The sequence below is a fragment of the Affinibrenneria salicis genome (assembly GCF_008710095.1).
Genome location: NZ_VYKJ01000002.1, coordinates 354,939 through 377,620 on the forward strand (window position 1 = coordinate 354,939; position 22,682 = coordinate 377,620).

The 22,682-nt window shown below is 61.9% G+C and carries 23 protein-coding genes; 4 read left to right on the top strand and 19 right to left on the bottom strand.

Annotation, left to right across the window (positions count from 1 at the left end):
• The first annotated feature begins 13 nt into the window (after positions 1-13).
• The 3 genes from FJU30_RS06510 (at position 14) to FJU30_RS06520 (ending at position 3,450) form a co-directional block, all read left to right on the top strand.
• Positions 14-871, top strand: a complete 858-nt coding sequence (locus tag FJU30_RS06510) for an AraC family transcriptional regulator (RefSeq protein ID WP_150434163.1) — start codon at positions 14-16, stop codon at positions 869-871.
• A gap of 297 nt (positions 872-1,168) precedes the next feature.
• A complete protein-coding gene (locus FJU30_RS06515) occupies positions 1,169-1,780 on the top strand; it encodes a LysE family translocator (RefSeq protein ID WP_150434164.1) in 612 nt (203 codons plus the stop codon).
• Between the two features lie 260 nt (positions 1,781-2,040).
• Positions 2,041-3,450: an MFS transporter gene (locus FJU30_RS06520; RefSeq protein ID WP_150434165.1), complete on the top strand. Its 1,410-nt coding sequence runs from the start codon at positions 2,041-2,043 to the stop codon at positions 3,448-3,450.
• Positions 3,451-3,508: 58 nt separating this feature from the next.
• On the opposite strand, the gene FJU30_RS06525 is transcribed toward FJU30_RS06520, so the two are convergent.
• The 19 genes from FJU30_RS06525 to FJU30_RS06615 all read right to left on the bottom strand — a co-directional run bounded on the left by FJU30_RS06525 (position 3,509) and on the right by FJU30_RS06615 (position 19,197).
• Positions 3,509-4,090: a 4'-phosphopantetheinyl transferase superfamily protein gene (locus FJU30_RS06525; protein WP_150434166.1), complete on the bottom strand. Its 582-nt coding sequence runs from the start codon at positions 4,088-4,090 to the stop codon at positions 3,509-3,511.
• Between the two features lie 2 nt (positions 4,091-4,092).
• Positions 4,093-5,322: a beta-ketoacyl-ACP synthase gene (locus FJU30_RS06530; RefSeq protein WP_191091536.1), complete on the bottom strand. Its 1,230-nt coding sequence runs from the start codon at positions 5,320-5,322 to the stop codon at positions 4,093-4,095.
• Entirely contained in the window at positions 5,319-6,050 is a 732-nt protein-coding gene (locus FJU30_RS06535) for a 3-ketoacyl-ACP reductase FabG2 (RefSeq protein ID WP_150434167.1), read from the bottom strand. The genes FJU30_RS06530 and FJU30_RS06535 overlap by 4 nt, the downstream gene beginning before the upstream one ends.
• A complete protein-coding gene (locus FJU30_RS06540; protein ID WP_150434168.1) occupies positions 6,047-6,523 on the bottom strand; it encodes an ApeP family dehydratase in 477 nt (158 codons plus the stop codon). Before FJU30_RS06540 ends, FJU30_RS06535 begins: the two co-directional genes overlap by 4 nt.
• Positions 6,516-7,673 carry a beta-ketoacyl-[acyl-carrier-protein] synthase family protein gene (locus FJU30_RS06545; RefSeq protein ID WP_150434169.1) on the bottom strand — a complete coding sequence of 386 codons (1,158 nt, stop codon included), beginning with the start codon at positions 7,671-7,673 and terminating at the stop codon, positions 6,516-6,518. The genes FJU30_RS06540 and FJU30_RS06545 overlap by 8 nt, the downstream gene beginning before the upstream one ends.
• Before the next feature lies 1 nt (position 7,674).
• Positions 7,675-8,247 carry a DUF3261 domain-containing protein gene (locus tag FJU30_RS06550; protein WP_223881517.1) on the bottom strand — a complete coding sequence of 191 codons (573 nt, stop codon included), beginning with the start codon at positions 8,245-8,247 and terminating at the stop codon, positions 7,675-7,677.
• Positions 8,248-8,249: 2 nt separating this feature from the next.
• Entirely contained in the window at positions 8,250-10,571 is a 2,322-nt protein-coding gene (locus FJU30_RS06555; RefSeq protein WP_150434171.1) for an MMPL family transporter, read from the bottom strand.
• A complete protein-coding gene (locus tag FJU30_RS06560) occupies positions 10,543-11,148 on the bottom strand; it encodes a LolA family protein (RefSeq protein WP_150434172.1) in 606 nt (201 codons plus the stop codon). Before FJU30_RS06560 ends, FJU30_RS06555 begins: the two co-directional genes overlap by 29 nt.
• Entirely contained in the window at positions 11,145-11,567 is a 423-nt protein-coding gene (locus tag FJU30_RS06565) for an acyl-CoA thioesterase (protein WP_150434173.1), read from the bottom strand. Before FJU30_RS06565 ends, FJU30_RS06560 begins: the two co-directional genes overlap by 4 nt.
• A gap of 2 nt (positions 11,568-11,569) precedes the next feature.
• The gene (locus FJU30_RS06570) at positions 11,570-13,276 is read right to left on the bottom strand and encodes a glycosyltransferase family 2 protein (protein WP_150434174.1); all 1,707 of its coding nucleotides are present in this window, start codon (positions 13,274-13,276) and stop codon (positions 11,570-11,572) included.
• Entirely contained in the window at positions 13,267-13,617 is a 351-nt protein-coding gene (locus tag FJU30_RS06575) for a 3-hydroxyacyl-ACP dehydratase FabZ family protein (protein ID WP_150434175.1), read from the bottom strand. The genes FJU30_RS06570 and FJU30_RS06575 overlap by 10 nt, the downstream gene beginning before the upstream one ends.
• On the bottom strand, positions 13,604-14,956 hold the full coding sequence (locus FJU30_RS06580) for an AMP-binding protein (protein WP_150434176.1): 1,353 nt from the start codon (positions 14,954-14,956) through the stop codon (positions 13,604-13,606). Before FJU30_RS06580 ends, FJU30_RS06575 begins: the two co-directional genes overlap by 14 nt.
• On the bottom strand, positions 14,953-15,522 hold the full coding sequence (locus FJU30_RS06585) for a COG4648 family protein (RefSeq protein WP_150434177.1): 570 nt from the start codon (positions 15,520-15,522) through the stop codon (positions 14,953-14,955). The genes FJU30_RS06580 and FJU30_RS06585 overlap by 4 nt, the downstream gene beginning before the upstream one ends.
• A gap of 19 nt (positions 15,523-15,541) precedes the next feature.
• Positions 15,542-15,790, bottom strand: a complete 249-nt coding sequence (locus FJU30_RS06590; RefSeq protein ID WP_150434178.1) for an acyl carrier protein — start codon at positions 15,788-15,790, stop codon at positions 15,542-15,544.
• Positions 15,791-15,818: 28 nt separating this feature from the next.
• On the bottom strand, positions 15,819-16,100 hold the full coding sequence (locus tag FJU30_RS06595; RefSeq protein WP_263406723.1) for a phosphopantetheine-binding protein: 282 nt from the start codon (positions 16,098-16,100) through the stop codon (positions 15,819-15,821).
• On the bottom strand, positions 16,093-16,890 hold the full coding sequence (locus tag FJU30_RS06600; protein WP_150434180.1) for a lysophospholipid acyltransferase family protein: 798 nt from the start codon (positions 16,888-16,890) through the stop codon (positions 16,093-16,095). The genes FJU30_RS06595 and FJU30_RS06600 overlap by 8 nt, the downstream gene beginning before the upstream one ends.
• Complete coding sequence (locus tag FJU30_RS06605; RefSeq protein ID WP_150434181.1) at positions 16,883-17,611, bottom strand: beta-ketoacyl synthase chain length factor; 729 nt, start codon at positions 17,609-17,611, stop codon at positions 16,883-16,885. The genes FJU30_RS06600 and FJU30_RS06605 overlap by 8 nt, the downstream gene beginning before the upstream one ends.
• 56 nt (positions 17,612-17,667) lie before the next feature.
• Complete coding sequence (locus FJU30_RS06610; protein ID WP_150434182.1) at positions 17,668-18,738, bottom strand: methyltransferase; 1,071 nt, start codon at positions 18,736-18,738, stop codon at positions 17,668-17,670.
• A gap of 72 nt (positions 18,739-18,810) precedes the next feature.
• Complete coding sequence (locus FJU30_RS06615) at positions 18,811-19,197, bottom strand: serine hydrolase family protein (protein WP_150434183.1); 387 nt, start codon at positions 19,195-19,197, stop codon at positions 18,811-18,813.
• 736 nt (positions 19,198-19,933) lie between these two features.
• Here FJU30_RS06615 and FJU30_RS06620 point away from each other — a divergent pair.
• Entirely contained in the window at positions 19,934-22,681 is a 2,748-nt protein-coding gene (locus tag FJU30_RS06620) for a hybrid sensor histidine kinase/response regulator (protein WP_223881509.1), read from the top strand.
• Position 22,682: the final 1 nt, after the last annotated feature.

Here is a 22,682-nt window from a genome sequence, read left to right on the forward strand (position 1 = left end):
TGAGGGCTGTTTAATGGCTAAACGTGTTCACCATGTCGCGCAACATTGTACTGGCATCGCCGGCGTCGAGGCTATGACCATGCTGACGGAACATGCGTTTCCGCGCCACTCGCACGATCATTTCGGCATCGGCGTTATGACCAGCGGCGCGCAGCGCTCCTGGAGCGACATGGGGCTGGTTGAATCGCGCGCCGGCGATATCATCATGGTCAATCCCGGAGAAATCCACGATGGCGCGCCAGTCGGCGGCGTCCGGGGTTGGCACATCATCTATCTGGCGCCGAACCTGCTCATGCGCGAGGCCGGAGACGACGTCGCGCCTGGCGATCTCACCATTCGGCCGGTCGCGCAGGATGCGCAGCTTGCCGGCGAGATTTTACGTTTTTTCCGTGAATTGAGTCGGCAAAATAGCGACCCGCTGGCCAGGGAAGAGGCCCTGCTCCGCTGCCTGATGAGCGTAACGCAAAAACATGGGGTGAACGGCGCGCGCGGCGCGCGAAAATCCCCTTCCGTCGCACGGGCGATACAGCGGCTGGAGCAGGCGCCGGAAAATCCGATATCCCTGAGCGAACTGGCCGGGCTGTGCGACATGAGCCGCTTCCAGCTGCTGCGCGGTTTTGCGCGAGAAACGGGAGCCACGCCGCATGCTTATCTCGTTCAGCTGCGCGTGCGTCTGGCGCGTCGCCTGCTTGCTGCGGGCCAACGTCCGGCGGATGCCGCGCTGCTGGCGGGCTTTGCCGATCAGAGTCATTTGACCCGGGCCTTTGTCCGCCAGTTCGGCGTTACCCCCGCCCGCTATCAGGCGATTATCCGCCCGGCGGTCGGCCGCAATATCTTACAAGACCCCGGCGTGTCCGAACGCGAAAATTAAGCGTCACTGTACTTAATCCGCGAGGGACACCATGTTTTTTGCTTACCGCCTGCACGCCGGGGATAAATGTCCCCGGCGCGCGCTCCATATTTTGACCGACGAGGGACTTTTTTTCACCTTAACCATAGGCGATACGAAATTAACGGCGACCAGCACGCCGATTAAAATGTTAGTGCCGACGCGCCGCGTAAAGCTGGCGCGCTGGCGCGCGCCTGGGACGGCTATCGTTCGCGAACAACACGCCCGCAAGGTCGCTGCGATACGGCGTTCGGCGTCACTGGCCACAGGAGTGACGCCATGAGCATCGATTTTCTGCTGACCTCGTTGATCGTCGTCGTTTCGCCGGGAACGGGCGCGCTCTATACGATTTCCACCGGGCTTTCCCAGGGCGGCCGAGCCGGAGCGCTGGCCGCTTTCGGCTGCGCGCTGGGCGCCATCCCACATATGCTTGCCGCGATTACCGGTCTGGCGGCGCTGTTTCACGCCAGCGCGTCGGCATTTGAAATAGCGAAATACCTGGGCGCGGGCTGGCTGCTTTACATGGCCGCCAATACGCTGAAAAAAGAGGGGGCGCTGCGGGTCGGCGACGCCCCGCAGCGTCGCTCCGCGCTGAACGTGGTTACTTCGGCTATTTTTATCAATTTTCTCAATCCAAAGTTGTCTATCTTCTTCCTTGCCTTCCTGCCGCAGTTCATCAGCGCGAATGATCCCGCCCCCGCCGCGCGCATGGTCGCGCTGAGCGCCGTATTTATTCTGATGACGCTGATCGTGTTTGTCTTCTATGCCGTTTTCGCCGCGCGGATGCGCCGTCATATTCTGTCGCGACCGGGCGTTCTCCTGTGGATACGACGCGGCTTTGCCGCCGGATTCGTCGGGCTGGGGATAAAACTCGCGCTGAGCCAGAGATAGCCCGGCGGCATACGCCGCCGTCGACGCGGCGTCGGAGGGTATCCCGGTATTTCGCCCCGTCTTGCGGCATCGCCCTGACCGTCTGCCGCCGGAGATCCGTCTGTCCGGCGGCAAAGAAAAACTCGCCAGACGGCGGAAGCAGGGAAAATCGGCAGTGAATTGCGCAGAGACCATCGGTTGAAATGGTACGTTAATTATCGTACAGTATTAATGTACTAAACAATACGTACATTAATTCACCCCCTCTGGAGAATGTCTTCATGTCATCTGTTTCTCAGCTATCCGCCTCCCGCCGATCAACGGGCTGGAGTCTGGCCCTGCTCGCGTTTGCTCAGCTTATCATTTCGCTGGATATCAATATTGTCTTCGTGGCGCTGCCGGAGATCGGCGCCGGCCTGGGCTTTTCCGGACAAACGCTGCAATGGGTGGTGAGCGCCTACACCGTATTCTGCGGCGGTTTCCTGCTGCTGGGCGGCCGCGCCGCCGACCTGCTGGGCCAGCGCCGCATGTTTGTTTGCGCGCTGTGGCTGTACGCGCTGTCTTCGCTGCTGGGCGGTCTGGCCGGCAGCCCGGCGGTGATCATCGCCGCTCGCGCGGCGCAGGGTATCGGCGGCGCGCTGCTTTTCCCCGCCACGCTCTCGCTGCTCAATCGACTGTTTGCCGAGGGCGCGCCGCGCAACCGCGCGCTGGCCATCTGGGGAGGCGCCGGCGCCAGCGGTTTAACCCTGGGATCGCTGGCCGGCGGCTTTCTGACCGGCGCGTTCGGCTGGCCCTCGGTATTTTTCGTTAACGTATTGCTGGCCGCGCTGGCTATCGCAGTCGCCCCGCGGGTTATCCCCGCCGATGCGCCGCGTCAGGCGCGACGCGGGTTCGACCTGCCCGGCGCGCTGACCGCCACGGCCGGCGCCACCCTGCTGGTCTATGCGCTGGCGCAGGGGCCGGAGGATGGCTGGACATCCGCTTCCATCCTCGCCAGCCTGACGCTGGCGCTGCTCCTGCTGCTGGCCTTTGCCGTCATTGAGTCACGCAGCCGCGCACCGCTGATGCCGTTGCGCCTGTTGCGCCATCGCAGTCTCGCCGCTGCGATGACGATCACCTTTATCTACATGGGCACTTTCGGCACGCTGCCCTATTTTTTGACCGGCCTGTTCCAGAATGTGTATGGCTACAGCGCGCTGCAGACCGGACTGGCGTTTATTCTGCCGTCGCTGTCGATTTTCGCCGGTACGCAGTTCGGCGCCAGGCTGGCGAACCGCTTTTCCACCCGCGCCACGCTGGCGCTGGGTAGCCTGATCGGCATCGCCGGCACGCTGATGATGGCGACTACCGCCTCGACCGAGGCCGGCTATTTGACGCTGGCGCCTGCGCTGTTGATTGCGGGCACCGGTCAGGGCGTGGTGTGGACGGCGATGTGGATCGCCGCCGGAACGGGCGTCGCGCATCACGAACAGGGCATTGCGTCGGGCATGGCCTCCACCACGCTCAACACCGGCAACGCTATTGGCCTGGCCATTCTGGTGGCGCTCAGCGCCAGCGGGCCGTCCGCCACGGCCGGCGAAACGTTGCGCAGCGGGTTGGCTCACGACGCGCAGCGGGCGTTTCTGCTGGCCGGGGTGGGAATGGCTATCGGGCTGCTGGTCGCGCTCACGTTGCCGCGCCGCGCGGCATAAACGTCTACGGCAATCGGTACAGATAACGGTTAGGCACGCAGACGGCGGGCGCGCATGATTACAACGTCTCGATCGGCAGGTCCGCAGGAAAGGGATGGGCGCCGCACAGCGCCAGCTGTATATCGCCCGCACGCCGGCAGCAGATAAACGCGCCGGCCGGCGCCAGATCGGGCCAGACGAGCTGCAGGGCGGACATTTGCCAGACGCTGCCGCCCTGCTGTTTCAGCGCCGCTTCGTGCGCGGTCCACAGCAGCCAGAATGCCGGCAGCGGTTCCGACTGGCGCCGCAGCCAGCGCAGACAGGACGGGCTAAACGTTTCATCGGCGATCCGGCGCCAGCGGGGCCGCGCGCGGATAACTTCCACATCGCCCCCCACCTCGCCGTGGTCTGACAGCAACGCCAGCACCTGGTCGCCGCTGTGGCTGAGATTAAAGCCGGGCAGCGCGTCATCAATAAAACGCGGCTTGCCGCCGCGATCGGTCTGCAGCGCCGGCAACACGCCGCGATCGAGCATTTTGGCCAGCAGTACCCGCGCCGCGCGCTGCTGTCGGGTCAGCGGCTGCGCCAGAACCTGCGGATCAAGCCAGTCGGCCGTCTCGCGGCACAGCGCGTCGACCCGCCCGAGCGCGACGCGGTACATGGCTACGACCAGCGGCGGAAAATCAGCGAGGTATTGATGCCGCCGAACGCAAAGTTGTTGGACTGGATAAAATCCGTCTCGATGCGGCGCGGCTCGCGCATGATATAGTCCAGCTCGCCGCAGTCTTGCGCCGGCTGCGTCAGATTAATCGTCGGGGCGAACCAGCCGGCGCGCATCATTTCAATGCTCATCCAGGCTTCCAGCGCCCCGCAGGCGCCGAGCGTGTGGCCGAAATAGCTTTTTAGCGACGAGATCGGGGTCGAGTCGCCGTACACCGCCGCGGTCGCCAGGCTTTCGGCTACGTCGCCGCGATCGGTAGCGGTGCCGTGCGCGTTGATGTAGCCGATATCCGCCGGCTCGATCCCCGCGCAGCGCAGCGCGCCTTCGATACACACCTGCATGGTCTCGCGCTGCGGCTGCGTGATATGCGCCGCATCGCAGTTGGTATGGAAGCCGACCAGCTCGGCGTAGATGGTCGCGCCGCGCGCCCGGGCATGCTCAAGCTCTTCGAGAATCAGCGTTCCGGCGCCTTCGCCGATCACCAGTCCGTCGCGTTTTACATCAAAAGGAGACGGCGTGGTGTGCGGCGCATCGTTACGCTGACTGGTGGCGAACAGCGTGTCGAATACCGCCGCTTCCGACGGGCAGAGTTCCTCCGCCCCGCCCGCCACCATCACGGTCTGATAACCGTGGCGAATCGCTTCCCAGGCGTAGCCGATCGCCTGGCTGCCGGAGGTACAGGCGCTGGATGTGGGGATCACGCGGCCGCGCAGACCGAAAAACAAGCCGGCGTTGACCGCCGTGGTGTGCGGCATCATCTGAACGTAGGTGGTGCCGGTAATATTATTGGTGTGTTTTTCCGTCAGCATGGTGGCGAATTCGCTCACCGGACCGGTGCTGCCGGTCGACGAACCATAGGCGATGCCGGTCGCGCCACCGGTCAGCACCGGATGGTCAATCAGCCCGGCCTGTTGCAGCGCGATCTCGCAGGCGCGGGTGGCCAGCAGCGAAACGCGGCCCATCGAGCGAATTCGCTTCCGGGTATAGTGCTCCGGCAGGCTGAAGTCATCGATCGGCGCGCCCAGCAGCGTGTGCAGCCCGTCATACACCTGCCATTCCGGCATCTTGCGCACCGCGTTTTTCCCGGCCAGCAGCCCGGCGGACACGCTGGCCCAGTCGTTGCCGAACGCGGTCACGCCGCCCATTCCGGTGATCACAACACGACGCATCATAACATTCCTCCGTTAATGGAAATCACCTGACGGGTGACATAGCCGGCGATATCCGACATCAGATAGCCGGCCAGACCGGCGACCTCTTCCGCCTGCCCCATGCGTTTCATAGGGATCATCTTCAGCGCTTCATCCATCGCCGCCGGCTCCATCTGGATCATGCCGGTTTCGATCAGCCCGGGGGCGATACAGTTGACGGTGATTTTCCGTTTCGCCAGTTCGATCGCCAGCGCTTTGGTGGCGCCGATGATACCGGCTTTCGCCGCGCTGTAGTTCACCTGGCCGCGATTGCCCATCAAGCCGGAGACGGAAGAGAGGGTGATAATCCGACCGCCGCCGCGCAGCCCGATCATCGGCATCACGCAGGGGTGGATAACATTGTAGAAACTATCGAGGTTGGTATGGATAACGCTGTCCCAGGCCTCGTCATCCAGCGCGGGAAACGCGCCGTCGCGGGTAATACCGGCGTTGTTGACCACGCCGTAATACGCGCCGTGCCGATCGATATCCTGCTCGATACGTTCCCGGCACTGGTCGCGTAGGGATATATCGAACCCCAGCACCCGCCCCGATCCGCCGAGGCGCTCAATCTGGCTCAGCGTCCCGGCCGCGCCCGCCGCATCGCGGTGATAGTGCGCCACGACGGTAAACCCATCGGCCGCGAGACGCAGCGCAATAGCCCGGCCGATCCCTTTACTGGCCCCCGTGACTAATACGGAACGTTTCATGCTTGTTTACCCTGTTGTAAAAGTTGTTGTAATTCATCATCATCCGGCTGATAGGTGTTTAACCTGCCGCTGGCGAAACGCGCGCCGTCAATGAAGATTTCGCCGTCAAAACTGCCGATTTTATCGTCGCGCATCAGCAGCGTCACCTGTATATCCAGCACGCTGCGCGCCGGGAAAAACGGTTGCTGGCAGCGATAGCCGCGCCCGCCGAGCAGCATTCCGGGACGGGGCTGCGCGTTCTGCTGGCGGCGACCGTGCCAGCCGGACCAGACGCCGACAGTCTGAGCAATAATTTCGATGCCGAACCAGGCGGGCAAATGACCGTCCTGGTCGAGAAAAGGCGCCAGCACGCCGTCACGACTCACGCTGCAGCGGCAGTGCGCGCCGTTGTCTTCCACCAGAATAACCTGCTCCACCAGTACCATGGGCGCGGCGTGCGGCAGATAATGGGCGGCGGACAAATAATCAGCCATTAACGGTTCCTAATAGCAGGCAGGCATTATTGCCGCCGAACGCAAACGAGTTGGAAAGAATAACCGGACGCTCGAGACGCGCCGGCGCGTGCAGCAAACCGCAGGGCGGCAGCGCGTCATCCGGTTCGCCGCGCGAGAAATCCTGCGGCGGCAGCATAATATCGCGCGTGAGCAACAGCCAGCAGAGCGCGGCTTCGCCGATGCCGGCGGCGCCCAGCATATGCCCGGTCAGATGTTTGGTCGAGCTGCTGGGGACCGCCGCGCCAAAAATCGTATTCACCACCGCGGATTCGATCTGGTCGTTCAGCCGGGTCGCCGTACCGTGCAGATTGATATAGCCGACATCCTGCGGTTGCAGCCGCGCCTGGCGCAGCGCCATTTCGATCGCCCGGACCGCGCCGACGCCTTCGGGGTGCGGCGCCGACATGTGGTAGGCATCGGAAGATTCGCCCGTCCCCAACACGGCGACGCCGCGTTCGCCGCGCTCCAGCAGCATTAGCGCCGCCCCTTCGCCGATGGTGATGCCGGCGCGCTGCTTGCTGAACGGCAGGCAGCGCGTTGGGGAAAGCGATTCCAGACTGTTGAAGCCATTGATCGGCATACGGCTCAGGGTGTCCGCCCCGCCGACGATCGCCACATCGGCCAGGCCGGCCTCGATCAGGCGCTGGCCGCTGATAATCGCCCGGCTGCTGGATGAACAGGCGGTCGATAGCGTATAGGCCGGGCCGTTCAGGCCGAGGAAGGCGGCCAGAAAGCGCGACGGATCGCCCAGTTCCTGCTGCGCGTAGCGATAGCTGTCTGACCGGCGGCTGACGAAGCGGTCCGCTTCGTCCAGTCCCGAGGTGCTGGTGCCCAGCACCAGCGCGACGCGATCGGCGCCCACCCGCGAGATGGCCTCATCCACCTCGGGGCGGATCTGCGCCAGCGCCGCCAGCAGCAGTTGGTTATTACGGCTGCGGTGCTCGGCCAGTTCGGCGGGAATCTCCGGCAGGCGGCCGGTCACCCGACCGGTCCAGCACGGTTGCCCCTGCACCAGCCAGCCCTGATCCGGTCCCATGCCGGGCGCGCGCCCGGCCGCCAGGTTGACGCTGATGTCGTTCGGGTGGTCGCCCAGCGCGTTGAGCATACCGACGGCGGAAACAATAATCATACTAACTATCCAGATACTGAATAACGATTTGATAGCCAAACGCCAGCTGGCGCACGCTGATCGGCACCCGCTGACCGTTGCGGTTCATGTAATGAATCTCGCTGATCAGCGCCCCGTCGGCATCGCGCAGCAGCCGGCGATCGTCGCGATCGTCCAGCGTCCAGCCGTCGGGTAATTGCGGCCGCCAGACGCTCAGCGGCCAGTGACTGAGCATAATATCCGCCAGCACCTGACTGGCGGGCGGCATATCCGGCAGCGCGATCGACTGTTCGGTATGTACGCCCTGCGCATCATAGGTGATGCGGAATAAACGGATGCCCAGTGACGACAGCCCGGCGAGCGACAGCTGATGGTCGTCGGCGTTGAGCAACACCAGCAGCGACTGCTGTCGCCCTTTGTAACTGCCGGTCAGCAATTGTTGCTCATTCACGGCGGGCGCAATCGCCGGCGCCGGCAGGGTGACTTTAACGCCCGGCTTCAGCCAGGCCTGGGGACGCGCGTTGTCCGGCTGGCCGGCGCAGGCCGTCAGCAGCAGCGAACAGAGCAACAGCATTCCTTTAATCAGGTTATTCATTTTCATTTTCGTTTTCCCTTTGAAGACGGCAGCGCTAAAGGCGATAGCAGGAATGCGGTGAAAATACCGCTGCACAGCACAATGCCAAAACTGCTGATAGCCTGCGTGCCGCTGAATACCAGCATGCCCAGCGTCAATAAGGTGACGCACATCGCCAGCGTCACCGCCAGTAAGGCGGTCATCGGCGTGGCGCGCGGATTGCTGAAGAACAACGTGTAGTTGATGCCGATGCCCAGCACCAACACCAGCGCCAGCAGGGAGAACAGGTTAAGGCTATGTCCGCTCAGCGACAGCGCCGCCAGACCGCAGCCCAGCGACAGCGTCGACGGAACAATGCACAGCAATCCACGCCGCCACCCCATTCGCGCGACATAGCTGACGGCGATCGCGCCCAGCGCCGCCAGCAGCAGCCAGCTCAGCATCACGCGATAAAAACCGAACAGCTGGTCGAAGGTGGCTTTACGATCGATCCACGCCACGCCCGGCAGGCTCTGCGCCAGTTCGCTCAGTTTCGCGCTGTCCCGCACGCCGTTCACCGGCACCAGCGCCCCGCTCTGCCCGTCGGGCAGGCTTAGCCAGAGCAAATTCCAGCCTTCGCTCTGCGGACTGGCCAGCCAGGCGGACGGCGTCACCTGCATGGCGGAGACGTCCGGCGGCGCGACGTCGACCCCGGCCGACTGCAGACGCGCCATGACCTCAGGCGCCGCGGCGGCGATCAGCCGCGTATCCTGCCGCTGCCGCGCCAGAGAAGAGAGCGGCAACTGACGCCAGCCCGTCAGCCAGTTATGCTGTCTGGCCTGCGCCAGTTTCGGCTCCAGTTGTTCAAGACGCTCCAGCGTCTGCTGTTCGCTGTCGCCGTACACCACAAACCAGGTTTGATCGGCGCTCTGTCCGGTCAGTTCGGTCACCTGCCGCTCCTGCTGCAACAGCGACGACGGCAGCGCCTGCAGTTGAGAAATATCGTCGTTCACCTGCAGACGCCACATGCCCGCAACGGCTATCGCCGCCGCCAGCAGCGGAATGCCGAGACGCACCGTGCGATTGCGGCGCCAGGCCAGCAGCCAGCGGCCCAGCAGCGTCATCGCCGGCACCGGACGCACCGGCAGTCCTTTCACCAGGAAAGGATACCAGCACACCACGGTCAGACAGGATGCGGTCAGCCCCGCGGCGGCGAACACCGCCAGTTGGCGCAGGCCGGGAAACGGCGCCAGCACCATGATCAGATAGGCGATCACTGCGGTGCCCAGCGCCAGCAGCAGCGCGGACAACACTTTACGCAGGCTCTCCAGCGGCGACGCCGTCGCGCCATGCACCATGCGTTCGGTCAGGTAATAGAGCGTGTAGTCGGCTGAAATGCCCACGATACTGATGCTCATCACCAGCGTCATCAGATGCAATTCGCCGAATAACGCCAGCGTCGCCACGGTTCCGGCCAGCGCGCCGACGCCGACCGACAGCGCGCACAGCAGCAGCGGCCGCGGCGATCTGAACACCGAAAACACCAGCAGCAGCACGCCGGCGATCGTCGCGACGCCCAGCGTGGAGACATCCCGCTTCGCCTGCTGGCTGGCATAATCGCTGAACAGCACCGTGCCGCGCGTCAACACCTGGGCGGCGGGGAATTCGGCGCGTAAATCGCGGTTAAGCGCCGCCAGCCGGGCGACCAGCCGCTGGCTTTGCGTCATATCGAACGAATTGCCGCTCAGTTCGGCATGCAGGAAGTACCAGGTTTTACCCTGCGCATCCCGTACGCTCAGCCAGCCCTGCTGCAGCCCCATGCGGCTGGCGTTCTGCTGCAACGCCAGCTGCGCGCCGCGCACCAGCATCAGCGGATCGTGAGCCATCTCTTGCCCGCTGACGCCGGCGAAGGCCGAGTAAAGCTGCGCCAGCACCCAGTCGGCCTGCGCCGCGCCGTTGCCGGCCAGCCGCGCGCGCGTCGCGCCGTCGAGCAGACCATTGCGGTGCTGAAAGGCGAACTGCCCCCAGCGCTGCTGGCGCGCCGCATCAATCGGGCCGCTGACCTGCTGCAGCGCGTCGATGTGCAGCAAACGATCGCGCCACCATTGCGCCACGCGCGGCGTCGGCTCATCGCCGGCGGAAACCAGCCACATGATCTGGCGGTCCAGCCGCGTCATAAAACCCTGCTGCAACGCCGGCGGAATACTGCCCATCGACTGTTTGGGCAACAGCGCCAGTACGCTGCCGTTAACGCGCGCATTGGGCCACAGCAGCGCCAGCGCGACCAGCAGCGCCAGGCAGCACATCCCCCACATTACGGCGTAATGACGCCAGCGATTAGAAGTCAAAACGCTTTTTCTCGTCATCGCTTAACACCCGTGGCGCGATGCGCTGATTCGACAGCACGATGGTAGTCCGGTCGCCCTGTCGATCATCGAGCGCGATCCCGGCAAGAAATTCGCCGCCGTTAAGCGTGATGGTATTAAATAATTTATCCAGCGGACTGGTGATCGGCGTGAGCACCAGCCGCCACTGCTGATTGCCGAGATCGGTCAGATTGAGGGCGAAGTTCTGCTCCAGCACTTTGCGATCGGCCTGAAACAGCGCGCGCAGCAAATGATTGAACTGAAACATCTGCGGATTGCTGTCCGCGGTCACGACCTGGGGCGGCTGATCGTTCATCACCTGCACCATGCGCCGGTCGTCCAGCACCAGCGTGAGCGGGAAAGGCGCGGACTGATGCCACCACAGGCCTTTGTCCTGCGCGATCAGCATGGCGCCGCTGGATTTCAGCGGCCGCGTCATGCCTTTAATCTCGCGCTGCTGAGTAAAATCGGCGCGCACCACCGGCTGACTGCTGAACCGCTGCTGCAGCTCTTCCAGCGTGACGGCCTGCGCGCCGCCGCACGCCAGCGTGAGTAAGGCAAACAGGATTTTTTTCATCGGGCGACTCCCAGACGTTCCAGTAAAATAGCGGGAGAAACAAAGCTCAGCGCCTGTTCGCCCTCCTGCACGGCGACCTGAATGGTGTAACCGGTCGTGGTGCGCCGCCCGCTGACCGCGTCAAAAATGACATAGGCGATACGCAGCCGGTTTTCAAACTCTTCAATGCTGGCGCGCACCCGAATACGCTGTTCATAGCTCAGCGGGACGCGATACTTAACCCGGGTGTCGACTACCGGCCAGACATAGCCGGAGGCTTTCATCTCCCGATAGCCGTAGTTGAACTTGCCTAATAAGGCTTCCCGCGCGACTTCAAAAAAGCGGAAGTAGTTTCCGTGCCAGACCACGCCCATCGGATCGCAGTCGTGAAACGACACGGTCAGTTCCACCTCATGACTCAAACGAACCTCGTTAACCACGGTTACTCCTCGTTCTCCGTCCGCCCGATCGCAGGCAAACGCCAGAAATCAAAAAAATTAAACCAGTCCAGCGGCGCTTTCAGCGCGTGATGGGCAAGACGTTCGGCATAGCGATCGACCACCGCCTGCAGCGCCTGTTGCCGGGTTGCTCTGGGCAGCACGATGGGATCGGCGAAATGTTCGCAATACACCCGCAGCCGGTCGTTTTCGCGCAGAGCGAACATCAGCATTACCGGGCAGCGCAACGCCGCCGCCAGCAAAAACGGCCCCTGCGGAAAGGGCGCCTCGCGCCCGAGGAATGGGCTCCACACGACCCGACGGCTGCCGCCGCGCTGGCGGTTAACCGCCGTGCGATCGGCGACGATCGCCACCCACTCGCCGGCGTCCAGCTTTTGCCGCAGCAAGATAGCGGTATCCGGACCGATATCGCTGACCGGGATCAGGTTGACGCCCGACTGGGCGGAAATACTTTCCATCACCTGCTTAAAGCGCTGCGCGTTATCGGTAAACACCAGCGCGTTGATCACCGGGCCATCCGCCTGATCGGCCATCGCCCGGCAGACTTCGATATCGCCCAGATGAGACGCCAGGATCAATTGTCCCTGCCGCCGGCTGGCTTCAATCACCGCGTCGGCGCCGGGCGCAAAATCGATATCCCGCCCCCAGCGCAGATCGCCGCGCCAGCTGGCGATCTTATCCAGCATCGCGTGGCCAAAACGCAAAAAGTGACGATAGCTGCTCAGCGGGGCCGGCAGCGCGACGGCGCGTTGCCGCGCATAGCCGGTTATCTGGCGCAGCCAGGCCTGCGAGGCCCTGCGCTGCGTGGCGCCGCTCAACCAGTAAAAGGCGATGACCGGCCGCAGCAGCAGGTTGAACACCCCGCGCCCCAGACGCTGATAAACCGCCAGCATAAAACGCATACCGGCCAGCCCCTTACGTTCATCGGTCGCCGCCCAGTGCCGGGCGCGCCGCTGTTTCAGCAAGCGCGGGATACGCGGCAGCATGCCGAAAAACAGACGGGCGTGCATCCATGAAATACGCAAATTGTCGCGCAGGGCGTCAAAGTGCGACAGCCCGTCGGGCGGATAGGTCACGCGCGTCGCGACAAAGCGGCTGACGGTTCCCTGCCAGTACAGGCGCACCATGATCTCGGTATCAAAATCCATTCGTTGGCCGATTTCGCGCCGCGCGGTCAGGCGCAGCGTCTCGGCCAGCGGATAAACGCGAAAACCGCACATGCTGTCTTTCAGCGAAAAAGAGAGCGTCTCAATCCACACCCATACGTGGGTGACATAGCGCCCGTACAGGCGCGAACGCGGCACGGAACGGTCATACAGCGGCCGGCCGGAAATCAGCTGATGCTGGAAACGGCGCGCCGCTTCCAGCATGCGCGGCGTGTCCTCTATCTGATGCTGGCCATCGGCATCCACCTGCAGCGCATGGCTGAAGCCGTGATCCGCGGCCTCCCGCAGCCCGCGGATCACCGCGGCGCCTTTGCCGCGGTTGCGGGCCAGCCGCACCAGCGTGACGCCGCCATACTGGCTGACCAGCTGCTCCAGTCGATCTTTAGTGACGTTGTCACTCCCATCATCGACGATAAACACCGGCAGCGCAAACGGCTGGAGCCGCGTCAGGACCTGCTCCATCATGGCGCCATGGTTGTAACAGGGGATCACCACGCAGGGAGTGAATTCCGCGTTTACCGACATAGGCTAATCTTCCCGCTGCTGGCGGTTTTTTCCGTTTCGCCGTCCGCCAGGCTGTAGGCAAACGCCAGTTGCTGCCGGTCGCTGCGCCACTCCAGCGCCAGACTCAGCGTTCTGCCGGGGGCGATCGGTTGCTGAAACTTAATATTATCGACCCGGCTAAAACGCCAGCCGGCGGCCAGCAGCAGGCAGCCGTAATGCATCACCCAGTCCAGCTGCGCCACGCCGGGCAACAGCGGTTGGGCGGGGAAATGGCCGCGAAACCAGAACAGATCGGGCGGTACGCTCAGCAACAGCCGGGCCTGATTGCCGTCAAGATGTCTGGCCAGTTCAACGGGCAACATGAAATAACTCCTGTATCTGCGGCCAGGCGCGTTTGCTCTGACTGTTATGCGGGATTTCGTCGACCACGCGCCAGAAACGCGGTAGCGCCACCGGCTCCAGCCATTTGAGCAGCTCATGGCGCCACTGATACTTCAGCCGGTTAAGATCGGATAGCTGAACCGCCGGATCCAGCACCAGCACCACGCCAATGCTGCTGCGTTCAGGTCGTTCCACCTGCAGCGCGGCGGCATCGACGATCTCCGGCAGGGCCAGCAGGCGGCGCTCGATATCGCTGAGCGAAATGCGTTTCTCTTCAATTTTAACGATGCGGTCATGCCGTCCGCAGATGCGAAAGCCGCCGGACGCGCTGAGCGCCAGTTTGTCGTCCAGCCGCAGGCCTTCCGGCTGCGGGATCAGCGCCGAGCGCGCCCACCAGTTCTGCCGCTCGTCGAGCCGGAGCGTCACGCCCGGGAACGGCTGCCAGTCCTGTTCATCGCGCTGGCGGCTGCGCCAGGCCAGCACGCCGGTTTCGGTGCTGCCGTAGATTTCATCCACCGCGCGGCCGAACCAGCTCGCCGTGCTCTGCGCCTGCGGCCACGGCAGCTCCCCGCCGGCGGAAACAATCAACTGACACGCGGGCGGCATCAGGCTGCGGTCGAGACGGCGCAGGAAGGCCGGACTGCTGATGAAGAGATAGCGCCCCGACTGGCGCTGGCAGGCCAGTTGCTCGCTATACAAGATCTGGCGGCAGTTGATGCTCAGGCCGAGCGACATCGGCAGCCAGATGCAAAAGGTCAGGCCGTACAGATGCTGATGGGTCACCGAGGCCAGCACATGGCAACCGCGCAGTCGCTCGCCCCAGAGCGCGGCCAGCCAGCGCGACTCTTCGTCCAGGCAGCGGATGGGTTTGCTCACCTGGCGCGGCTGGCCGGTCGAGCCGGAGGTAAACAGTATCACGCAGGCCTGCGGATCGATCGCCGGCAAAGGCCCGTCGTCCTCGCCCGCCGCATCCTGCGCGGCCGACAGCACCGGACAAGGCAGCGTCAGATCGCTATCCGTGAGCAGTCCATCGAAGGCATCCATCTGCTCAAGCAGCAGAGACTGGCGGCAGTGGCCGGGGATCACCGGCGTTTTGCCGGCATGCAGCGCCGCCAGCAGCGCCACGGTGAAACGGTAGCTATCGTCGAAACACAGCGCCCAGCGCCGCTGCGGCAGCGCGCGCAGCCGGCGCCACAGCAGAAACACTTGCTGACGCAGATCCGCGCGGGAAAAACGGCGCTGACCATCGGCGGCGACCAGGCGCGCCGGCCGGTCCGGCCGTAGCCATTGCGCCACGCCGCGCGTCTCAACCACGCTCATGCTCTGGCCCTCAGCCGCCGCCGAACCACCCACTCTCCCGCCATCAATAATCCCATCAGCAGATAGCTGATCATGCCGTTCCACCCTGTCCACCAAATTAAATTGCCCGCCAGGCAGGTCGCCGCCGCCACGCTGCCGTTGACGATGAAAAAAACGCACCAGACCTGCGTCACCCGCCGCGTGTAGGCTACCGCCGCCGGCGGTAAGTCGGGTTCGCGCAAACGGGCCAGCCGTTCGACCAGCGGCATCGCGCTCCAGAGCGAAGCGCCGAATACCGCCAGCAGGACGAGACTGACCGCCACCGGATACCACAGCAGAAGATGAAAATTGCCGAGAAGCAGGCTGGCCGAACACAGCGCGCCGCCTGCCGCGGCCAGCCATTTGGCCGTACCCGGCAGCGCGCCGGTCTGCCGCCGCAGCGCGAAGAAGCGCAGAGCGAACAACAGCGCAAGCAGCGGCAACAGCCAGCGATACTGTGTATATGACAGGCTTAGCCAGACCAGCGCCGGCCATGCCAGCACCGCAATTCCGCTCGCCGCGCGTAAAAAATACCGCAACCCGCGCATCAGTACCGGCTGTCGGCGCTTAGTCCGCCTGCACCAGCTGTTCGACGGCATCGACCACATCCTGCACCGTGCGTACGGACTTAAAGGTTTCAGGCGAAATTTTTCGGCCAATGCGTTTTTGCAGATGCACCACCATGTCCACGGCGTCGATGCTGTCCAGCTCCAGATCTTCATACAGCCGGGATTCCGGTTTGATCTCGCTGGCGTCGACTTCAAACAGTTTGACCAGCAGCCCGCTGATTTCCTGATAAATTTCGTTCTTATCCATCTTTGACTCGTCTTTGTGGATCAGGCACTCACGCGCGCTGAGTGTTGATGAAAGCAGCTAAGGTCGCCACTGAGAAAAAATGCTGGCGCATTTCGTTGCTCTCTGCGGACAGTACCACGCCATAGCGATTTTTCACCGCCAGCCCCAGCTCCAGGGCGTCGATCGAATCCAGCCCCAGCCCGTCGCCAAACAGCGGCGCGTCTGTCTCTATCTCCTCCACGCTGACCTCTTCCAGGTTCAGGGTGTCGATGATCATTTGTTTTATTTCGAGGGATAATTCGTCCATATCGGTTTCCCAAAAGTTATCGATGCTCTGGTGTTAAAGCATGTTGCAAAAAACGATTCAGACGGCGCGCCGCCAGCGGCATCGCATCATCGTCGGTAATAAAGGCGGAGCTGCTGACCCGCTGCATCACCGTGACGCTGAAAAACGGTTTCTCCGGCGGGATCTGGTACCAGCGGCTATGTTTGCCCAGCGTGGGCTGACTGCAGCGAATATGCACAAGACGCAGATCGCAAGCGCAACGCACGGCGATGTTCGCCGCGCCGCGCTGCAGCGCCAGCGGCTGCCCCGGACGGGTACGCGTGCCTTCCGGGAAGATCAGGATCACATCGCCCTGCGCCAGCCGCTGCCGGCAATCAGGCAGCAGAGAGGCGGCCTGACTGTTGATCAGATAATCCGCCGCGTGGATCACGCCGCGAAAGAAAATATTTTTCTGCAGATCGGCCTTTACCAGACAGTCGAGCTCCGGCATAAACGACGCCAGTAGCACATAGTCTATCAGGGTCGGATGATTAGCCACCACCAGACAGCCGCGCTCGCGCCGTAGCGTATCCAGCCCCTCAAGACGGAAATCCAGCACGCCGGCGGCGCGGGCGCAGTACAGGAAAAAACGGAAACTGGCGGCGATGCTGCGTCTGGCCAACTGACGGCGTTTATGCTTATCGCGCTGCGTCAGGCGCAGCAGACTCATCCACAGCAGCGAAAGCGCCAGACCGCCCGCGCCGAACAGCAGAAAACAGCAGCCGGTCATCGCCAGCCGCCATAGCCGGTTAAGACGCGATGAGGGGCGTAACGCAAGAGACGTCGATTCAACCATCGTGCCGCGTCCAGCGCCAGTTGATGCGGTCGCCGCCGATGGCGAAAGACCGCTTGCCCGCCAACAGCGCCTGCATAAACTGCAAACTCTGCGCCATGGCCGGCTCTTCACGCGTAGCGGAGCCGCACGACTCGCAGGTCAGCGCCGCGCCTCGCGCCAGCATCAGCGCCACGGCATAGGGGTAACGCGGCATCTGCGGCGGTATCCAGTCCTGATAGAAGGCGGGAATGTCGCCGTCGAAATCCACCAGTAAAACCCGCTCATAGCCGGCGCCGTGCAGCGCCGCCACTTCGACCAGCCCCTGCTGAAAGGAGTCGATGCCCGCCGCCAGCGACGTGGCGGTCAGCGCCGCCCCGGCGGCGATGGTCAGACTGCCTGCGGCGGCGTTGTGCACGGACATGGCGAAGTCGGTGGGCGAAGGACTTTCATCGCGGCTCAGCGCCTGCAGAATGCGCAAATTACGCTCCAGCTCGCCATGGCGGCTGGTGAAAACGATAGCGTCCGCGTCCTGCCGGCGCAGCAGGGCCAGCCCGCAATCAACCGCGGCGCAGCTGCCCCGTTTGAGGCGGCGCGCGGTCATCATGGGAAGCTGGCTGCATTTGGCCATCGGCTTTTGCTCATCAAGGGCGTCGGCCTGCTGAGCCCATAGCCGCCAGGCGTCAGGCTCGCTCAAACCCGGCGCGCTGGCCTGCCAGTCGATGAGTGAAAAGGCTAATTTCATGCGTTTGTTCTTCTTCTGGTCTGAATTAGCAATAGCAACGCGGCAAATGTCTTGCCTCACCCCCGCTTTTTGCAGACGAGCAGCGTATGGCCGATGCCCAGACCATCAATTTGCTGTTCAATCTCAAATCCGGCGTCGGCGACTAACGGTAAAAAACGCTTTGCGGCATAAAAACGGCTGTTGCCGTTTGCCAGGCAGGTAAAATAGAGCGAAGAGGCGTTAAGGCTGAGCGCCCCCGCTTCCCATCTCTGTCGATCCCAGAAAATTTCCAGAATGCATACCCGCGCCTGCGGCTTCATCGCGCCGGCGATTTTACGCAGAATGGCGGTGATTTGCGCCTCGCTGAAACAATCGAGAAACTGGCTCATCCACCAGATATCCGCCTCGCCGGGCAAGGCGACATCCGATAGCATATCCACCGCGATACCGTCGATGCGATCGGACTTGCCGGCGTTCTGAAGGTTGACGCTGGCCAGCGCGATTTGCTCGGGCAAGTCGAGAATCGTGACGTGCACATCCGGCGCATAGTCGTAGCAGCGCATCGCCCATTTGCCGGTATTGCCGCCGACGTCATAGATCACGGCGGGCGTATGCCCAAAGACATGAGGCAAGGCGGCATCGAAAGCGGCGTCGGAGTAATAGTGGTCAAACGCGAACCAGCTTTCCTGCGCCGCATCCGGCAATTGGCTCAACGCAGGATAGATCGTCGGCCAGTCGCCGAAAACCTTTAGCCCGGCCGGTTTATTTTGCCGCAGCGCCTCGTTTAAATGGAACATGCCCTGATAACAGACGTCCTGGGTAAAATCCATATTGATGCGCGTCATCGCGTCATGCAGTAAAAAATGGCCGACCTTCGCCAGGAAATAACGTTCTTCTCGTTGAAGCACGATACGACCGCTTAATCCGACATCCAACAATAGCTCCACGGCATAGCGATTCAGCGCCACCTCGCGGGTAATATCCTCAAGTAACGCGCCCTGCTGGCCGCATTGATCGAGATAAGCCAGAATACCGCTGCCGCGCAAATTCACCGCGGCCTGAAACAACATCGGGGCAAAAGCGATGCGCTGAGCCTCTGTTATCGCTTCTAATCCACTCAGCGTATCTTTATCATATCCGTAAGACACAATATCGTCCCTCAATGTCAGATCCGGCAGGCTTAAATGGCCAGGTACGGCTGTACCCGGCCCTGGAGGCGATTATTTAATTTGTTGCGACGCGAGTTTCAACTGAATTTCACGGTTCAGGTTATTGACCCACCGGTTGTAATTGCGGTGAATTTTACCCTGTTCCGCCAGCAGATTCTGGCTATTGACGTAGCTGATAGAGTAACTGGTGGAGGAGTAATTAATACGAATATCGGCCACATGTCCGCGCTGATCGATGTGCCCGTTAATCACGCCCGGCGCCGCCGGCGTCATAATCCATTCGCGTTCCAGACCGGCCTGAAGGATGGCCTTCTTCACCTGCTCGCTCGAGTACTGCGCAGTGATAGGAGTGGAAACGTTCAGAACCGGCGCGGTACGCGCGCAGCCTGCCAGAGTGAAAACACAAAACAGCGTGGCTAAGAGATGATGTTTTTTCATAAGATCCCTGCGAATAATCTAATCCTGCCTGGCCCATGACATGGACCGACACCCGCTGTGAAATGTAATTTTTTTCACAGTTTTAAGACTATTTATTACAAAATCGCGCGCATGATAGCACAAAAAAACAAAATTGCGACAATTCCAGGGAGCGCTTCTGCAGCAAAATAAAACGCGGCGCACAGGGACGAGGCGAGCGTTCGACAGCGGTAAAACCGGGGCTGAGCTGAAGTCTGGACCCGTTACCGCGCGCCGACGCCAGCGATAGCCGACGGCGCGGGTTTCACGATGCGCGGCAGCATATCATCACGGGCTCACTAACCGGCCGGCAGTCGGGTATTACCCACTGTTTTTTTAATGCATGGCGCAGATAAATAAAATAGCGGCCAGATGCGCCATCTTTATTATTAATTATTACGCATTGCCGCAATACGATAATAATTATCGCTGCGTATTATTTCCTGTCGATAATTTTCCTTTAAGGCAATGTGATAAATTTATTGGTTAATTACCTAAATTAGACAACACCCCACCTTTTATATAAAACACAAAACAATCAATATATTATGTGTTTTGCCTTTTGTGAAAAACAGCATCTGACCACACTCGCCGGCAGGGCAATGGAAATATCATTTATAATTATGCGATCCGTTGCCGGTCCACATTATTAATGCCGACGGCGCGATTCTATTGCCCGCGTGCGTGCGCAGTAATTAGATCAAGTGGTGGAATAGAGATGCAAGGTGGATACACAAGGGAACATTTCAGTATCAGGAAGAAGCTCAGCTGGAGCTTTGGCCTGCTGCTATCGTTAGTCCTGCTGCTGCCGCTGCTGACTATCCAGGGAGAACGCAGTAACGAGGCGTCGCTGCAATTGCTCAGCAATACCGCCGCCCTGTTCGATGAAATCGTCTTCGTGCGCGAAGCCAACTTCAACTATGCGCTGAGCCACGATAGCCGCTATCTGGATTTACACTGGCTGCATTATCAACGGCTGCAGGCCGCTCTCGGCCAGCTTCTCGCTTATATTCAGCGCGGCAGCTGGCCGCCGGAGTACCTGAACATGGTTCAGAGCCTGCAGGCCAACTTCGCCGACTATACCCGGATGCGCTACCCGACGCCCGAAGGCGCCGGTTTCCTGGCCGCCAACGAACGGCTTTCCGCCCTGCTGATCGATGCCAATACGCTGTATCACGCCGGAGAGCGGCACGCTTTCGAAACCAACCTTTCAATATGCTACCTGCTGGTCGGCATTCCGTTACTGGCTATGGTGGCCGGCATTCTGGTCGCCCTTACCACCAGCAGTCAAATCACCTCGCTATACCGCCGCACGGAAGCTAACTCATCGCGGCTGAGCGCCATTCTGGATACCGCCGTGGACGGTATCATCACCATAGACGGCGACGGGCTGATCCAGAGCTTCAATCCCTCGGCCGAGCGATTATTCGGCTGGCGGGCCGACGAAGTCATCGGCCACAACATCCGGATGCTGATGGTCGATCCCGATCAGGCGCGTCACGATGAATACCTGCATAATTACCAGACCTCTTCTATTCCGCGCATCATCGGTCGGGGGCGCGAAGTCATGGGCCGCCGCAAAGACGGCAGCCGAATGCCAATCCGACTGGCCGTCGGGCAGGTCCAGCTCCCCGACGAATGGCTGTTTGTCGGTTTCGTTTCCGACATCACCGAACACCATATTCTGGAGAGCTCATTGCGCGAGACGGCCGAGCGAGCGGAGCAGGCTGCGGCGGCGCGCAGTACGTTTCTGGCCAATATGAGCCATGAGATCCGTACGCCGATGAACGCCATCATCGGCTTCACCGAATTATTGCTGCAGGGCGATTTAACCCCGACCCAGCGTCACCACCTCAACACGGTACAGCAGTCGTCGCGCTCATTGCTGCGCTTGATTAACGATATCCTCGACACCACCCGCATGGAAAAAGGCAGCGTAACGCTGGAGTCGATCGATTTTTCGCTTAAAGCGCTGGCGTGTCAGCTCGAGTCCTCTCTGCGCCTGGGCGCTCACGCCCGCGGCCTGACGCTCACCACCCATTACCCGGCGGACATGCCGGAATATTTCTGCGGCGACTCGCTGCGCGTGCTGCAGATACTGACGAATCTGGTCGGCAACGCCGTCAAATTCACCGAACGCGGCGGCGTCGAGCTGAATTTCTCCTGCGAAAAAAGCGGCTGGATACATATTCAGGTGCGCGATACCGGCATCGGCATGACGCCGGAACAGGTGGCCTCTATTTTTACGCCGTTTACCCAGGCCGATGCCTCGATTAGCCGCCGTTTCGGCGGCACCGGACTGGGCACGACCATCGCCCACCAACTGGTGGATCTGATGGGCGGCAATATCGTGGTCGAAAGCACGCCCGGCAGCGGCAGCACCTTTAATGTCCGGCTGCCGCTGCCCGTCGGGCAGAAGCCGGTCGCATCCAGACCGAATGTCGGCCGGCAGACGCTGCCGCCGCTGAATATTTTGATCGTCGACGATATCGCGCAAAATCTGGAGCTACTGACGCTAACGCTTGAAAGTGCCGGCCATCAGGTCGTAGCGGCCTGCGACGGCGATGAAGCCGTCGCCACCTTTATGGCCAAATGCTTCGATATCGTGCTGATGGACGTACACATGCCCGGCACCGACGGCCTGCAGGCCACCCGGCTGATTCGCCAGTACGAACAGCGCGAGGGACGTTTTCCCACGCCGATCATCGCGTTGACCGCCAGCGTGATGGCCGAAGACCAGCGCACGGCGCAACAGGCCGGGATGAACGGTTTCGCCATTAAACCGCTGATCGTTCCCCGCCTGTTCGACGAAATCGCGCGGGTGTTGAATATTCGGCCCGCGGCGGCGGCCGTTCGTGAGGCCCCGCCGTCGCCCGCGGCGCATCCATTGATCGACTGGGCCTCCGGCGTCCCGCTCTGGGGCAGCGAAACCCGTCTGGCCCAGGCGATCCATCGTTTCCTGCTCGACCTCGAAACCCACTACCCCTTACCCGACCCGACGGCGGAAACGGTCGACTGGAGCGCGGCGCAGTTCAGCCTGCACAGCATTTTCGGCGCCGCCGGCAACCTCGCGCTGCCGGCGGTGTCTGCCCAGGCGCGGCTGCTGGAAACCCAACTGCGGGCAGGCCGCTATGACGACATATCGGCGCCGTTGGCCAAACTGCGATCGCTGCTGGACGCCACGGCGCAGGCGCTGCACGCCAGCGATCTGCTGCAAGACGAGCAGGAGACGGTCCCCGTCGCGGCGCCCGGCGGACCGGAACTCCAGCGGCATATGCAAACTCTGCTGGCGCGCCTGTCGCACCACGAATTGGATGACGTCGCGCTGGATAAGGTGTGCGTGGGGCTGGACAGTCTGGGCGCAAGCGCCCAGTCCCTGGCATTGCGTAATGCGGTCGACGCTTTTGAATTCGCTCAGGCCCTCGCCATTCTGCAGCCGCTACTGACGACCGTCAGCCAACGATGAT